The 14867-nt window shown below is 73.6% G+C and carries 12 protein-coding genes; 7 read left to right on the top strand and 5 right to left on the bottom strand.

Annotation, left to right across the window (positions count from 1 at the left end):
* The first annotated feature begins 37 nt into the window (after positions 1-37).
* Positions 38-979 carry a LysR substrate-binding domain-containing protein gene (locus ACPA54_RS06665; protein WP_423527728.1) on the top strand — a complete coding sequence of 314 codons (942 nt, stop codon included), beginning with the start codon at positions 38-40 and terminating at the stop codon, positions 977-979.
* A 24-nt stretch (positions 980-1003) separates the two neighbouring features.
* On the opposite strand, the gene lysA is transcribed toward ACPA54_RS06665, so the two are convergent.
* Complete coding sequence (gene lysA / locus ACPA54_RS06670; protein WP_423527729.1) at positions 1004-2335, bottom strand: diaminopimelate decarboxylase; 1332 nt, start codon at positions 2333-2335, stop codon at positions 1004-1006.
* A complete protein-coding gene (locus ACPA54_RS06675; protein ID WP_423527730.1) occupies positions 2328-2846 on the bottom strand; it encodes an SAV_915 family protein in 519 nt (172 codons plus the stop codon). Before ACPA54_RS06675 ends, lysA begins: the two co-directional genes overlap by 8 nt.
* A 386-nt stretch (positions 2847-3232) precedes the next feature.
* Here ACPA54_RS06675 and ACPA54_RS06680 point away from each other — a divergent pair, with 386 nt between their 5' ends.
* Positions 3233-5176, top strand: a complete 1944-nt coding sequence (locus ACPA54_RS06680) for an APC family permease (RefSeq protein WP_423527731.1) — start codon at positions 3233-3235, stop codon at positions 5174-5176.
* Between the two features lie 85 nt (positions 5177-5261).
* Positions 5262-6620: an FUSC family protein gene (locus ACPA54_RS06685; RefSeq protein ID WP_423527732.1), complete on the top strand. Its 1359-nt coding sequence runs from the start codon at positions 5262-5264 to the stop codon at positions 6618-6620.
* Between the two features lie 4 nt (positions 6621-6624).
* Here ACPA54_RS06685 and ACPA54_RS06690 read toward each other — a convergent pair whose 3' ends face one another.
* Positions 6625-8343 (bottom strand): sensor histidine kinase, encoded by a 1719-nt coding sequence (locus ACPA54_RS06690; protein ID WP_423527733.1) that lies wholly within the window; start codon positions 8341-8343, stop codon positions 6625-6627.
* A 91-nt stretch (positions 8344-8434) separates the two neighbouring features.
* On the bottom strand, positions 8435-9238 hold the full coding sequence (locus tag ACPA54_RS06695; RefSeq protein WP_423527734.1) for an SDR family NAD(P)-dependent oxidoreductase: 804 nt from the start codon (positions 9236-9238) through the stop codon (positions 8435-8437).
* A 147-nt stretch (positions 9239-9385) separates the two neighbouring features.
* On the opposite strand from ACPA54_RS06695, the gene ACPA54_RS06700 reads away from it, so the two are divergent.
* From ACPA54_RS06700 to ACPA54_RS06710, 3 genes are all read left to right on the top strand, one after another.
* On the top strand, positions 9386-10000 hold the full coding sequence (locus ACPA54_RS06700; RefSeq protein WP_423527735.1) for a TetR/AcrR family transcriptional regulator: 615 nt from the start codon (positions 9386-9388) through the stop codon (positions 9998-10000).
* A gap of 86 nt (positions 10001-10086) precedes the next feature.
* Positions 10087-10863, top strand: a complete 777-nt coding sequence (locus tag ACPA54_RS06705) for an SDR family oxidoreductase (protein ID WP_423527736.1) — start codon at positions 10087-10089, stop codon at positions 10861-10863.
* Positions 10860-11282, top strand: coding sequence for an SRPBCC family protein (locus ACPA54_RS06710; RefSeq protein WP_423527737.1), 423 nt, complete (start codon positions 10860-10862; stop codon positions 11280-11282). The genes ACPA54_RS06705 and ACPA54_RS06710 overlap by 4 nt, the downstream gene beginning before the upstream one ends.
* Before the next feature lie 801 nt (positions 11283-12083).
* Here ACPA54_RS06710 and ACPA54_RS06715 read toward each other — a convergent pair.
* Complete coding sequence (locus tag ACPA54_RS06715; RefSeq protein ID WP_423527738.1) at positions 12084-13487, bottom strand: MFS transporter; 1404 nt, start codon at positions 13485-13487, stop codon at positions 12084-12086.
* Here ACPA54_RS06715 and ACPA54_RS06720 point away from each other — a divergent pair.
* A complete protein-coding gene (locus ACPA54_RS06720; RefSeq protein ID WP_423527739.1) occupies positions 13438-14631 on the top strand; it encodes a LysR family transcriptional regulator in 1194 nt (397 codons plus the stop codon). The two genes, ACPA54_RS06715 and ACPA54_RS06720, sit on opposite strands and share 50 nt — an antisense overlap.
* Positions 14632-14867 lie beyond the last annotated feature (236 nt).

Here is a 14867-nt window from a genome sequence, read left to right on the forward strand (position 1 = left end):
GGGCTGTTGCTCCGCTGCCAACTCGTGGGTGGTGTGCGTGACTTCCCGTGATCTGGTGGACGGCCGGCTGAAGTTCCGGCATCTCACGCTGCTGACCGCGATCGCGGAGCACGGCAGCATCGTGCGCGCCGCGGAGGCACTGCACCTGACCCAGCCCGCCGCCACGCGGAGCCTGCGCGAGCTGGAGGACCTGGTCGACGCGCGGCTGTTCGACCGGGGTCCGCGCGGCATGACGCCGACCCGGTACGGCACCGCGCTGGTCGAGCACGCACGGGTGGTGCTGGCCGAAGTGCGGCGTGCGGGCGAGCACTTGGCGGAGCTGCGCGAGGGGCAGGCGGGGACGGTCACCGTCGGCACGCTGCTCGCCGGGACGAGTGTGCTGCTGCCGCGGGCGGTCGCCTCGCTGAAGCGGGAGCGGCCGCGGATCACCGTGGTGGTGCGCGAGGCGACGTTCGACGTGCTCTACCCGCAGCTGCTGGCGGGCGAAGTGGATGTCGTGGTGGGCCGCATCGGTCCGTCGCCGGAAGCGGGCCGGGTCCGGTCGCACACGCTCTACCACGAGCCGATCCGGCTGATCGCCCGCCGCGGCCACCCCTTGGCCGACGCCGACCACGACCTGGCGCTCGCCGACACGGTCGGCTATCCGTGGATCCTCCCGCTCGAACAGACCACGCTGCGCGGCGAGCTGGCGGCCGTGTTCGACGGGCACGGGCTGCCGCTTCCGGCCGACCGGGTCGAGTGCACGTCGATTCTGACGGTCCGTGCGCTGCTCCTCGCCACCGACATGATCGCCGCGCTGCCCGAGCTGGTGGTCACCGGCGACGACCGGCTGGTGCCGTTGCCGGTGCCGCTGGAGGACGTGCGCCGCCGGGTCGGCACCACGCTCCTCGCGGACCGCACGCACACGCCCGCGGTCCGCGAGCTGCTGCGCCACTTGGAGGAGGAAGGCGCCCGCCTGCGCGCGTCGCTGACCGGCTGAGGCGGGCCGCCTTCCGGCGTCGCGCTACTCCTCCCCCAGGTCCCGGGCCAGCAGGTCGGCGACGGTTTCCCGGCGCAGCAGGACGCGCGCCTCGCCGCCGCGAACGGCGACGACAGGGGGCCTGCCGACCATGTTGTACGTCGATGCCATCGACATCTGGTAGGCGCCTGCCGCGGGGGCGGCGAGGAGGTCGCCGGGGCGGATGTCGTCGGGGAGTTCCGCGTCGGGGGCGAGGATGTCGCCGGCTTCGCAGAACCGTCCGACGACGGTGACGGGGCGCAGTGTGCGGGAGGCGGGCCGTCCGATGAGGCGCAGGGCCGGGCGGGCGCCGTACAGCGCGGGCCGCGGGTTGTCGCTCATGCCGCCGTCGACGGCGACGAAGGTGCGTACGGGGGTCCGCTTGACGACGAGGACGCGGTAGACCGCGACTCCGGCGGGTCCGACGAGGGCGCGTCCGGGTTCGACGGTGAGGTGCGGCACCGGGAGCCGGTGGCGGGCGCATTCGCGTTCCAGGTGCCGGGTGACGTCGGCGGCGAAGTCGGCGGCGTCGAGCGGGATTTCGCCGGGGCGGCAGGCGATGCCGTGGCCGCCGCCGAGGTCGAGTTCGGGCAGGACGGCGCCGTGCCGGTCGCGGATGTGCGCCATGAGGTCGACGAGGCGCGCGACGGCCGCGGTGAACGGCCGCACGGAGGTGATCTGCGATCCGAGGTGCACGTGCAGGCCGCGGAGTTCGAGGCGGGGCTGGGCGAGGACGCGGGAGACCGCGTCGAGGGCTTGGCCGCCGGTGACGGGCAGGCCGAATTTCTGGTCGTCGCCGCCGGTGCGTATCGCGCGGTGCGCGCCGGCTTCGATGCCGGGGGCCAGGCGCAGCAGGACCGGCTGCCGGTCGTGCGCGGGGACGAGCGCGGCGAGGCGGGCGATTTCGCCGGTGTTGTCGAGGACGATGCGGCCGACGCCGAGGCGTACCGCGGCGGCGAGTTCGGCCGGGGGTTTGGCGTTGCCGTGCAGGATCAGCCGGTCGGCGGGGATGCCGGCGGTGACGGCGAGTTCGAGTTCGCCGGCGGAGCACACGTCGAGGTGCAGGCCTTCGTCGCGGACCCATCCGGCGACGGCGCGGGACAGGAACGCTTTGGCGGCGTAGGCGATGTCGGCGTGTGGGAGGGCGCGGCGGTAGGCGCGGCAGCGGTCGCGGAACTCGGCTTCGTCGAGGATGTAGAGCGGGGTGCCGAAGCGCGCGGCCAGGTCGGCGAGGTCGGCGCCGGCGACGGTGGTGGCGCCGTCGGGGCGGTGCAGGGTGCGGGTGGGCCAGACGTCGCCGCCGAGGGCGGTGGCGGCGGGGGCGAGCAGGTCAGTCATGGTGGTGCTCCGCGGCGGTTCGGGTCGGGGACGCGGCGACGAGGCGCGGGTCGTGCAGGACGGCGGCGACGCCGAGGCCGGCGAGGGTCTCCCGCAGGCACGTTTCGGCGAGCCGGACCCACTGCTGGTCGGGCCCGCAGGCGCCGCGCAGCCGGGCGATCGAGGTGAACCCGACGGCGACGCGCCGCCCGAGCGGGTCGCGGAACAGGCGCAGCGTGCCGGTGCCGGTGGCGGTGGTGGCGACCGGCACGAGGAGGGTGCGCGGCGCCGGGGCGGATGCGGGTATCGCGGTGGTCGGGCGGGTCGGGCCGGTCGGGGTGGTCTTTCCGGTCGGGCCGGTCGCGGTGCCGGGGGTTCCGGTGGGGGTGTGGCGCGGCCGGTGTACCGGGCTGCCGGCGGCGGCGAGTTTCGCGCCGGGGATCGGCAGGGTGTCGGTCGGCGTGCGGCGGCCGCGCCCGGGATCGGCGGGGTCCGCGTCGCGCGGGTCGGGTGAATCGGTGGTGGTGAACACGGCGTCCTCCGCGGGTGCGAGGCCCGTCCGGGGAGGAGCGGGCCGGGCCGCGGTGTTGCGGCCTCGTTGCGACGTTAGGACGGCGGAATACCCCGGGTCGCGCGGAAACCCGGGGTCTGCCGTGATCTTGACCGCGGGCGGGGAGATCCTGACGGGATGTTGATCCGGGCGGGGCCGATCGGCGAATTGCGGGGGTGCGGGGCGGTACGCCGCGGGGGTGGCTCCCCCGCAACGGCAGGGGATTTGCCGGTGATGGTCCGCGTTTGGTCGGCCGGTGCCGGGTACCTTCGCCGCTAGGTCGTGTCCGGTTCCCCCGGACGAGGCTTGGGCCTCCGGTGCCGTCGCGGCGGCTGGCGGGGGCGCGTCGTCGACAGGAGAGGTCGTCCATGGCCGGTCCCGCCCGATCCGGAAGGTTGCGCCGCTGGCTGCTCGAAGGCCAGTCCGAGATCTCCGGGCGCGACGGCGAGGAGCAGTCGTCGGGTCCGGCCCCGCACGAAGGCCGGCCGTGGTGGCGGGTCATGTGCCTGACCGGCCTCGACTACTTCTCCACGCTCGGCTACCAGCCGGGCATCGCCGCGCTGGCGGCCGGTCTGCTGGCGCCGCTGGCGACGATCGTGCTGGTGGCGCTGACCCTGTTCGGTGCGCTGCCGGTGTACCGCCGGGTGGCGGAGGAGAGCCCGCACGGCGAGGGTTCGATCTCCATGCTGGAGCGGCTGCTGTCGTTCTGGAAGGGCAAGCTGTTCGTCCTGACGCTGCTCGGATTCGCCGCCACCGACTTCCTCATCACCATCACGCTGTCCGCGGCCGACGCGACCGCCCACATGGTGGAGAACCCGCACCTCACAGGCACGCTGAGCGGCCACGAGCTGATCATCACGATGCTGCTGATCGCGCTGCTGGGCGCGGTGTTCCTCAAGGGCTTCGGCGAGGCGATCGGGCTGGCCGTGGTGCTGGTGGGCGTCTATCTGGCGTTGAACGCGGTGGTCGTGGTCAACGGCCTGTGGCAGGTGTTCACCCACCCGGAGGTCGTCACCGACTGGCGGCATGCGCTGGTCGCCGAGCGCGGCAGCATCTGGGTGATGATCGGCGTCTCGCTGGTCGTGTTCCCGAAGCTCGCGCTGGGCCTGTCCGGGTTCGAGACGGGCGTCGCGGTCATGCCGCACGTGCAGGGCGACAAGGGCGATACGTGGGCCAAGCCGGCCGGGCGGATCCGCGAGACGAAGAAGCTGCTGACCACGGCGGCGCTGATCATGAGCGTCTTCCTCATCACGTCCAGCTTCATCACCACGCTGCTGATCCCGAAGGACGACTTCAAGCCGGGCGGCCCGGCGAACGGGCGCGCTCTGGCGTTCCTCGCCCACGAGAACCTCGGGTCGGCCTTCGGCACCGTGTACGACATCTCGACGATCCTCATCCTGTGGTTCGCGGGCGCGTCCGCGATGGCCGGCCTGCTGAACCTGATGCCGCGCTACCTGCCGCGGTACGGCATGGCGCCGGCGTGGGCGCGCGCGGTCCGGCCGATGGTCATCGTGTTCACTCTCGTGGCGTTCCTGGTCACCTGGATCTTCGACGCGAACGTCGACAAGCAGGGCGGCGCGTACGCGACCGGCGTGCTCGTGCTGATCACGTCGGCGGCCGTCGCGGTGACGATCGCCGCCCGCCGGGCGCGGCAGCGCGGCTGGACGATCGCGTTCGGCATCATCGCTGTGGTCTTCGTCTACACCACCGCGGTCAACATCGCGGAGCGGCCGGACGGCGTGAAGATCGGCGCGTGCTTCATCGCCGGGATCATGGCGCTGTCGCTGCTGTCGCGCCTGGTGCGGGCGTTCGAGCTGCGCGTGACCGATCTGGAACTGGACCGGCTGGCCGAACGGTTCGTCCGCGACTGCGGGCACCGCACGATCCGGTTCGTGGCGAACCAGCCGGACACCCGCGACGACGCCGAGTACCGCGACAAGGAAGACCGCATGCGCGCGGAGAACCACATCCCGGAGCACGAGGACGTGGTGTTCCTCGAGGTGACGGTGCTCGACCCGTCGGAGTTCGAGTCCGGACTGAAGGTCGCCGGCAAGGTGATGCACGGCAAGTACCGGGTACTGACCTTGCAGAGCACGTCGGTGCCGAACGCCCTCGCGGCGTTCCTGCTGTACGTCCGCGACAGCACCGGACAGCGGCCGCACATCTACTTCGAGTGGACCGAAGGCAATCCGCTGGCGAACTTCCTGCGCTTCTTCCTGTTCGGCCACGGCGAAGTCGCGCCGGTGACCCGCGAGGTCCTGCGCGAAGCGGAACCGGACCAGTCGCGGCGGCCGCACGTGCACGTGGGCTGACCCGTCTGCCGACGAGTTTGCCTCGTTTGCCCGGTTTTCCGGATGCCGCGTGTCGCTTGCGGGATCCCTGGGGATGAGGGCCCGTATGCCGATTGCTCCCGAACCCGTCCTCGGCCTGGTGAAGCGGCGCAACGAACCGGTGGTGGTGCGGACGCTGCGCAGCACCGTCGCCGCGGTGCTGGCGTTCGTGGTCGCGCAGTGGCTGTCCGGCAACTCGGCGCCGCTGCTGGCCCCGCTGACCGCGCTGCTGGTCGTGCAGGTCACGACGTATTCGACGCTGACCATCGGCATCCGGCGGATGTTCAGCGTGCTCCTCGGCGTGCTCATCGCCGTGGGCTTCGCCGAGCTGGTCGACCTGACGTGGTGGAGCCTGGGCGTGCTCATCCTGGCATCGCTCGTGGCAGGGCATCTGCTGAAGGTCGACCCGTTCGTCGAAGAGGTCGCGATCAGCGCGATGCTCGTGCTCGGCGTCGGCAACCTGCACGCCGCGCACACGACCGCGGCCGGGCGGGTCGGGGAGACCCTGATCGGCGTGGTCGTGGGAATGCTGTTCAACCTCGTGTACGCGCCGCCGACGTACATCCAGCCCGCCGGCGACGCGATCCACGACCTGTGCGGGCGCTTCCGCCGCCTGCTCACGCGGATCGGCGGCGACCTGCGCACCGGGGCGTCGCGCAAGCACGCCGACGCGTGGATGCAGGAGGCGCGGGCCCTCGACGGCGAAATCGTGCAGGCGGACGCGGCACTGTCGCAGGCCGAGGAAAGCCTGCGGCTCAATCCGCGCGCGGCGCGCCACGCGCTGAACGCGGGAATCGTGCTGCGCAGCGGGCTGGACTCGCTGGAGCACTGCACGGTGACGATGCGGTCGGTGTGCCGCGGGCTGCTCGCGTTGACCGAGGAGTCCGGCCGCTACGAGAACGTCTATCCGGCCGACGTGGCCGCCGCCCTCGACAACCTCCTCGGGCACATGGCGGATGCCGTCGACGCGTTCGGGCAGATGGTGACCGCGGAGATCAGCGCCCAGGCGGAGGAAGCGGAAGCGCACCTCGCGGACGCCCTGGTCCGGTCCCGCGACGCCCGCAACGCGATCGCGCAACTGCTGCGCTCGGAAAGCGAGTACGAGCCGGACACCTGGGAGCTGCACGGTTCGCTGCTGGCGAGCGTGGACCAGATCCTCGACGAACTGGACGTCGACAAGCGCGCCGAACCGCGCCTGGCGGCGGCCAAGGCCGCGGCGGGCCCGACGCGCGCGGCACGGCATCTGCTGCGCATGAGCCGGGTCCGGGCACCGGAGGGCGCACGGGGCCGGGAGAACCGCGCCACCGTGGAGTGGCGGGCCGAGCACGAGCCCGGAGAGGAACCGGAGGTCGGGTCGGGACGGCGGTTCCGCGGGTCGCCCTCGGCGTCGCGCGGGCATCCGGGGCCGCCGCAGGCGCCGCGGTAGGCGGTCAGCCGGCCGGGCCGTCGCGGTACGGGGCCCGCCAGGTCAGCACGGTGCCGGAGCCGTCCGGGCGGGGCTGTGCCGTGCACGTGCCGCCGAGTTCGGCGGCGCGGGCGGCGAGGTTGTCGAGGCCGCTGCTGCGGGTGCGGTCGGCGGGTATGCCGATGCCGTTGTCGGCGACCGTCACCGCGACCTCGGCGGCGGTCGCGGCGACGGAGACCTCGACGGCGGTGGCCCGGGCGTGCCGGGCGACGTTGGAGAGCGCTTCGCGGGTGACGGCGAGGACGTGGTCGGCGACGGGTTCCGGCACGGCGGTGTCGAGGAGGCCGTCGAGGCGCAGCGTCGGCGAGAAACCGAGCGTGTCGGAGGCGTGGTCGGCGATCTGGAGGACCCGTACCCGCAGCCCGGCGGCGTTGCGGTCGCCGCGTTCGCGGGCCCGCAGGGAGAAGATCGTCGAGCGGATGAGCCGGATCGTCTCGTCGAGGTCGTCGACGGTCTTCATGATGAGCTTGGCGGCATCGTCGCCGACGATGCGGGTGACGCCTTGCAGGGTCATGCCGGAGGCGAACAGGCGCTGGATGGCGACATCGTGCAGGTCGCGGGCGATCCGGTCGCGTTCCTCGAACGTCGTCAGCAGGTCGGCGTCGCGGCGGCGTTCGGCGATCTCCAGGGCCAGCCCGGCGTGTCCCGCGAACCCGGCGACCATCGCGACCGCGGCCTCGGAGAACGGCGGCCGCCCGGCCTGCGCGGTGAGGTGCAGGACGCCGAGGACGTGGTCCGGGGTGCCGAGCGGCAGCATGATCGTCGGCCCCGCGTCCGGGTCGCCGAGCGCTTCGTGGCCGCCGTGGTCGGCGACGACGCGCTCCCCTGTGGCGTAGACCCGGCCGGCCGGGGACTCTCCGCCGGGCAGCACGAGTCCGCGGACCCGGTCGGCGCCGTCGCCGTCGGCGGCGTCCACGACCAGATCGCCCGTGCCGGGGACCGGCACCGCGACCGTGACCAGGTCGGCGCCGGCCATTTCGCGGACCGATGCGGCGAACGACCGCAGCACGTCGGCCGGCGCGTCCCCGGACAGCAGGCTGCGGGTCAGCTCGGACGCGGCGGACAGCCACTGCTCGCGGCGCCGCGCGTGGTCGTACAGCCGCGCGTTGTCGATCGCCACACCCGCCGCGGCGGCGAGGGTGCGCACGACGGCTTCGTCGTCCTCGTCGAAGTCCGCGCCGCCGCGCTTCTCCGTCAGGTACAGGTTCCCGAACACCTCGTCCCGGATCCGGATCGGCACGCCCAGGAAGCTGTGCATCGGCGGATGGTTCGCCGGGAACCCGTACGAGTCCGGATGGTCCGCGATCTCGTGCAGCCGCAGCGGATGCGGATCCCGGATCACCAGCCCGAGAATGCCCCGACCGGCCGGGAACGGGCCGATCTCGCGGATCGTCCGCGGATCCATGCCCACCGGCAGGAACCGGGCGAGGGTGTCCTCGTCGCCGATCACCCCCAGCGCACCGTACTGCGCATCGACCAGCGTCGTCGCCGACTCGATGATCCGCCGCAGCACCGTCTCCAGATCCAGGTCGCTGCCGACCGACAGCACCGCTTCCAGAAGCGTGTGCACCCGGTCCCGCGTCCCGCGCACCACCTCGATGTGCGCCTGGAGTTCGCCCAGCAACTCGTCCAGCCGCATCCGCGGCAACGGCGCCCGTTCGGCGGGCGTGGACGGCTCCGGCATGGCTCCTCCCCCGGGTGACGGCCCGGCGGCGGCAGGGCTTTGGTGATCGGGCTCCATTATTGCGTCGCCCGACCACCGCGCCTTCACCCCCTCATGCCCCCGGCCGCCGGAACGGCGGCGTCCCCGACAGCTTTCCGCCGTCGATCGGCAGCGTCGCGCCGGTGACGAACGATGACGCGTCGGAGCACAGCCACACCACCGCCTCGGCGACTTCCTCGGGCTGACCGATGCGGCGCATCGGCATGGCCGCGGCCGCCATCGACCGCGCCTGCTCCCCGGCGCGTTCGAGTTGCTCGGTGTGGATCGGTCCCGGCGCCAGGGCGTTGATGCGGATGCCCGCGTCGGCGTAGTCGAGGGCCGCGACCCGGGTCAGGCCGACCAGTCCGAACTTCGTCGACACGTACCCGGCAAGACCGCCGACCGCTTGGAGTCCGGCGGTCGAGGACATGTTGACGATCGCTCCCCCGCCGGACGCGAGCATCGCGGGGATCTCGTACTTCATGGCGAGGAACACGCCGCGCAGGTTCACCGCGAAGGCGCTGTCGAAGTCGGCGACGTCGACCTCGGCGAGCGGCGTCGGCGGGTGGCCGCCGCCCGCGGCGTTGTTGACCGCGGCGTCCAGGCGCCCGTACGTGTCGCAGGTGCGCGCGACGAGGCGCTCGACGGCGAGCGGGTCCGTCACGTCGGTCGGGACGGCGAGCGCGCGCCCGCCGTCCTTGGTGATCTCGTCGGCCAGCGCCTCCAGCGCGTCCGCGCTGCGGGCGGCCAGCACCACCGCGGCCCCGGCCCGGTGCAGAGCCCGGGCGGAGGCCGCGCCGATGCCGCGGGCGGCGCCGGTGACGAGGGCGACCCGCCCGTCGAGCGGGCGCGGAACGGGGGTTTCGTGGACGGTCATGGTCGTTCTCCTTCGCGGAAACACGAACGCGTACGGGACTGCCGGAAACACCGCGCACGTCGGCCGTGCCCTGCAGCGCCCCATCCCCTATGATTGATTGGACAGACTGTAAATACAAATTTCCGCCCCGGTCAAGGAGCCCACCCGATGAGCCCCCGCAAGTACGACTCCGGCAAGAGACAGGCCGCCGCCGAGGAGACCCGCACCCGGATACTCGACGCCGCCCGGGGCCTGCTGGCCGGGCCGACGCCGACCGCGGTCTCGGTCGACGCGGTCGCGAAGGCCGCCGACGTGTCGCGCCAGACCGTCTACAACACCTTCGGCTCGAAATCCGGCCTGCTCGAAGGCCTGTTCGATGCGCTGGCCGCGCACTCGGGCATGCACCTCGCGGACGCGTTCCGGGCGCCCGACCTGCCGACCGCGCTCGCCCACGTCGCCGACTCGTTCTGCCGCTTCTGGGAGTCCGACCGCGTCGTGCTGCGCCGGCTGCGCGGCATGGGCGCGCTCGACGCCGACCTGGGCCGCCAACTGCGCGAGCGCGACGCCATGCGCCGCACGGTGCTGGCCACCGTCCTGGCGAAGTTCGACGCGGCTCCGGACGAGGGCGCGATCGACGCGGTGTGGCAGCTGACCGGCTTCGAGACGTACGACGCGCTGGCCGGGCACCGCGCCGACGGCGCCGCCGAACGCTCCGCAGCCGAGACCGCGCAGGTCGTCACCGCCGCGGCACTCGCGATCCTCGCCGCCGCCACGGAGGACTAGACCGCCCCGGCGTGCCTGGTTGGCACTCTCTGCCACTTGGGCATAAATTGCCAAGAGGGGGTTGTGTACGACGCAAGGAGGACCCCGTGCCACGCACGTATCTCGTCACCGGCGCAGCATCCGGGATCGGCAAAGCGACCGCCGACCGGCTGCGCGCCGAAGGCCATCGGGTGATCGGAGCGGATCTCCAGGGCACCGACATCGCCGCCGACCTGGCCACGCCCGAAGGACGTGCCGAAATCGTGGCGCGCGCGACGGAGTTGACCGGAGGCAGTCTGGACGCGGTGGTGGCCTGCGCGGGCGTGTCGCGGTTCGATCCGCTGACGGTGCGGGTGAACTGCTTCGGCGCGTTCGCGACGCTGGAGGGCCTGCGCCCGCTGCTGGCGGCCGGGACCGACCCGCGCGCGGTGGTCATCGCCTCGGTGGCGTCGGTGCACCCGGCCGACCAGACGATCGTGGACGCGGTCCTGGCCGGCGACGAAGCCGCCGCGGTCGAGGCCGCGCAGGCCGCCGCGGACCGCGGCGAGGGCGGGGTGATCTACGGGTCGTCGAAGCAGGCGGTCGCACGCTGGATCCGGCGTACCGCGGTCACCGACGCCTGGGCCGGGGCGGGGATCCCGCTGAACGCGATCGGCCCGGGAACGATCCTCACCCCGATGACGGAGCCGCTGCTGGCCGATCCGGAGATGCGGGAACTGGTGGACCGCAGCGTCCCGATGCCGCTGCACGGGCACGCGCGGCCGGAGCAGATCGCGCCGCTGCTGGACTGGCTGACGTCGCCGGAGAACACACACGTCACCGGCCAGGTCGTGTTCATCGACGGCGGCGCCGACGCGGTGCTGCGCGGGGACGGTGTGTGGTGACCGCCGCCCGCGAACTCGTCCGCACCGCGGTCGTCAACACGGACCCGGACACCGTGTGGGCGCTGATCGGCGACTTCCACGGCCTGGCCGCCTGGCATCCGCACGTTCCGCCGTCGGAGAAGGACGACGACGGCGCGGTCCGGCTCTTCCGCGTCGACGGCAAGGTCGTGGCACGGGAACGGCTGCTCGGCCGCGACGACGCGGCCCGGTCGTACACCTACACCGTGCTCGACCCGATGCTGCCGATCAGCGACTACGTGGCCACACTGGCCGTCCGCCCGCATGCCGACGGCGTATCGCAGGTCGTCTGGCGCGCGGACTACCGCGCCGAGGACGCGGCGGTGCCGCAGGTCGAGGCCGTGTTCGGCGACGATACGTACGGGACCGGACTGGCCGCACTCCAGGCCCGCTTCGCCTGACCCGGCCCGCCGGCAACCTCACCGACGCCGCCGCCGCGCCACCGCTTCCGCGGCCTCGTGCCACCACTTCGGCGGTGCGGGGCCGCACGGCGCGGCGGCCGGCTGGTCGGGATGCAGGCCGAATCGGCGCAGCGCATCGGCCCGGAGGTACACGTTGCACCAGCATCGTGCGCGCCCCGACCGGTCGCGTCCGCAGATGAGGTCCATGCGGACGTCGTGGGCGCCGAACGGCTGCCAGTCGATCCCGCGGTCGCGCAGTCAAGCCCGCAGCGCGGCGTCGGCGCGGACACCCTCGGGTGTCGTGTCGGAGGCGATGACGCACACCCACGCGGGGGTGCTGCCGGCTGTTCGGGGATCCATGCCCGCCATCATGACGGCCGTATCCGCCTTTGCGCACGGGAAATTCCCGCTGCTCCCATCCGGTGAGCGCCCGCGAAACGTACGCCCTCCGCCGTTTGCTCGCGGGCAGGGCCGTTCGGCGTTCCCAGGCCCGATCGGTAGTGCAGCTTCCGGGGTGGGTGCGGTGGCCGTACTGGGATCCGCCCGGGCCGGCGTTAGGGGGTGCGGCGTTGGCCGGACCTCATCGCGATGGGCGCGGCCACGGTGTTCGTCTGGCGCGGAAGCCGATCGGCTGGGTCGGGCGGCTGCTGCCCGGTCGTGGTCGCATCTCCTTCGGGCCGGCGGCGTGTGCGCTGCTCGTCCGCTACGGCAACGGCCGGCGGGGGCGTGGGGCAACGTGCTGCCGCCCCCGGGCCGACGCGCGGAGGTGGCGGCCTGGGCGAAGACCGGTCGGCGGTGAGGTCAGGCGGCCCGGTTGCGGTGCCGCCCGGCGAACAGCAGCCCGGCCGCCGCGCAGGCGACCGCGGACAGCGCGAGTGCCGCGGCCGCACCGCCGGGTGTCGGGTCGGCTCCGGCGAGCGCCCCCATCGCGGCGACGCCGAGCGTGGCGCCGGTCTGCCGCACGGCGTTGAGGATGCCGCCCGCGGACCCCGCGGTACCGGGCGGTGCGGCGTCGACGATCGCGGCCACCAGCGCGGGCAGCGCGAACGAGATACCGAAGCCGGTGAGCAGCAACCCGCCCGCCAGTACGGGGTACGGCGCGTCCTGCCCGGCGGCGACGGCGAGGGCCGCCCCGCCCGCGGTGAGCAGCGCCGTCCCGGTGAGGATCGGCGCGCGCGGGCCGCGCCGGGCGACGATGCGGCCGGTCAGCGGCGGGTTCGCGACGAACGGGATGGTCAGCGGCAGGAACGCGAGCCCGGTGGCGATCGGCCCGAGCGCGTGGGCGTGCCGCAGGAGCAGCGGGAGCACGAACAGGTCGCCGGCCAGCGTGAAGTTCACCGCCGCGCCGACCGCGAGACCGGCGCGCACACCGCGGCTGCGCAGCAGGCCGCCGCCGAGCACGGGCGCGTCACTGCGGCGTTCCAGCCATGCGAACAGGGCGACCGCGGGCAGGGTCAGCGCGCCGGAGAGTACGGCGTGCGCCCAGGAGGACGATCCGGCGGCGATCACCGCGTCGGTCGGCAGCGCGAGGGCCAGGCATGCGGCGCCTTGGGCGCGCCAGTCGATGCGCCGGTCGCCGCGGGGGCAGGCGACGGTGCGGCCGGTCACCAGCAGCAGGACGGTGAGGGCGAGCGGCGCGTTGACGACGAAGATGGCGCGCCATCCGGCGAGTTCCACGAGGAGTCCGCCCGCGATGGGGCCGGTGGCGACGGCCGCGCCGCTGATGGCCGCCCAGGCGGCGACCGCGCGGGTCCGCTCGGCGGGGTCGGGGTAGAGGCGGGCGACCAGGGCCATCGAGGCGGGGACGACGGCTGCCGCGGCAACGCCCAGCAGTGCGCGGGCGGCGATGAGGGTGCCGAGGCCGGGCGCGGCGGCGCAGGCGAGCGAGACGAGCCCGAAGGCGGCGGTGCCGGTGCGGAAGACGCGGTGTGCGCCGTAGCGGTCGGCTGCGGCGCCTGCGGAGAGGAGGAGGGCGGCGAAGAAGACGGTGTAGGCGGTGGTGGCCCATTGCAGGCCGGTGGTCGAGGCGTGGAGGGAGGCGGCGAGGTCGGGTTCGGCTACGGACAGCACGGTGAGGTCGAGGAGGACCATGAAGTAGCCGAGGGAGATGCCGAGCAGGATGACGGGTCTTTGGCGTTTGCCGGTGGTCGGTGCGGTGGCCGCGGGCCGGACGCGGGGCTCGGTGCGGGGTGGGGCGTCGGTCATGTCCGGCACTCTTCCGGCGGGCCTGCGGGCGCTCCACCGGGGAAGCCGCATATTCCGTTCGGAATTTCCGAACGCTCAAGGCGGGTTGGGCAGGGTCATGGAACTGCGTCAGCTCAGGACGTTCGAGGCCGTGGTGCGTCACCGTACGGTGACCGAGGCCGCGGCGATTTTGGACCTTGCTCCGTCGACGGTGTCCGAGCACATTCGGGCGCTGGAACGGTCGCTGGGGGTGGCGGTGTTCGAGCGGACGGCGCGCGGCATGCGGGTGACGCCGGCCGGGGAGGTGCTGCGGGGGTGGGCCCGCCGGCTGCTGGAGCAGGCGGATCAGGCACGGCGGGAGGTGGTCGGCGCGGCGCGGGCGCTGCGGTTGGGGGCGTTGGAGACGATCGCCGCGTCGCATGCGCCGGGGGTGTTGTCGCGGATCGCGGCGCGGGATCCGGGGGTTGCGGTGGAGGTGCGGCCGTCCCGGAGCCGTGACGCGTTGATGGGGGATGTGGCGGCGGGGGTACTCGACGCGGCGCTTCTTCTGGACGTGGGTGAGGCGCTGGGCGACCTGGGGTTTGCTCCGTTGTCCGCGGTGGCGTCGACCGACGTCGCACCGGTGCGGTCGGCGGTGGGGCCGGGCAGCGGCGAGGGGTCGGACGGTCCGGGGCGGGCGTCTTTCGCCGACGTCGAACCGGCCCGGGGTCCCGGCACGGGCGAAGGACTGGATCGCCCGGGGTTCTCTCCGGCCTTGGCGTTTGCCGACGTCGAGCCGGTGCCGTTGGCGCTGGTGGCGGCGGCCGATCACCCGCTGCGCGACGCGGAAGAGGTGACGCTTGGGGATCTGCGTGACGAGCGCCTGCTGATCAATGTGCCGAACTGCTCGTTTCTGCTGGCCGCCGACCGGGTGTTCGGTGGTGCGCTGCGTCGGGTTCGGGCGGAGGGTGTCCCGGTCATGCGGGCGTGGGCGGAGCAGGGCTTGGGCATTGCGCTGCTGCCGGAGTTCGCGGTGGCGCAGTCGTTGCGGGCGGGCACGTTGACGCGTCTCGCGTTCCCTGTCCCGCCGCTGCAGCTCCGCTTGATCTGGGGGCCGGACGGGGAGACGCGGGCCGACGTGCGCGAGCTGTTGTATGCGGTGGCCGCGGGGTCCGGCCGCCCCTGACGCCCTTCCTTTCGGCACTCCCCCGCAGCGCCCCTCCGTTCTTCTCCCTTTTTCGCGGGCGTGGCGTGCGGAGTTGGGGGCGTGGAGGCAGCGTGGGCGTGGGGGCGGGGGTGGGGGTGGGGGCGGCGGGAGCGTGAGGCGCGGGCGTGGGGGCGTGGCGTGCGGAGTTGGGGGCGTGGAAGCGGCGTGGGCGTGGGGGGCGGGGGTGGGGCGGCGCGAGCGTGAGGCGCGGGCGT

It is taken from the genome of Uniformispora flossi (assembly GCF_049534875.1).
In the GTDB taxonomy this organism is placed as follows: domain Bacteria; phylum Actinomycetota; class Actinomycetes; order Streptomycetales; family Streptomycetaceae; genus Yinghuangia; species Yinghuangia aomiensis.

What these genes read in the sequence shown, in the direction of transcription:
- ACPA54_RS06700 (WP_423527735.1), top strand. Translation starts at nt 9,386, where the DNA reads ATGAGCCCCCGCAAGTACGACTCCGGCAAGAGACAGGCCGCCGCCGAG.
- ACPA54_RS06690 (WP_423527733.1), bottom strand. Translation starts at nt 8,343, where the DNA reads ATGCCGGAGCCGTCCACGCCCGCCGAACGGGCGCCGTTGCCGCGGATG.
- ACPA54_RS06715 (WP_423527738.1), bottom strand. Translation starts at nt 13,487, where the DNA reads ATGACCGACGCCCCACCCCGCACCGAGCCCCGCGTCCGGCCCGCGGCC.
- ACPA54_RS06680 (WP_423527731.1), top strand. Translation starts at nt 3,233, where the DNA reads ATGGCCGGTCCCGCCCGATCCGGAAGGTTGCGCCGCTGGCTGCTCGAA.
- ACPA54_RS06695 (WP_423527734.1), bottom strand. Translation starts at nt 9,238, where the DNA reads ATGACCGTCCACGAAACCCCCGTTCCGCGCCCGCTCGACGGGCGGGTC.
- ACPA54_RS06685 (WP_423527732.1), top strand. Translation starts at nt 5,262, where the DNA reads ATGCCGATTGCTCCCGAACCCGTCCTCGGCCTGGTGAAGCGGCGCAAC.
- lysA (WP_423527729.1), bottom strand. Translation starts at nt 2,335, where the DNA reads ATGACTGACCTGCTCGCCCCCGCCGCCACCGCCCTCGGCGGCGACGTC.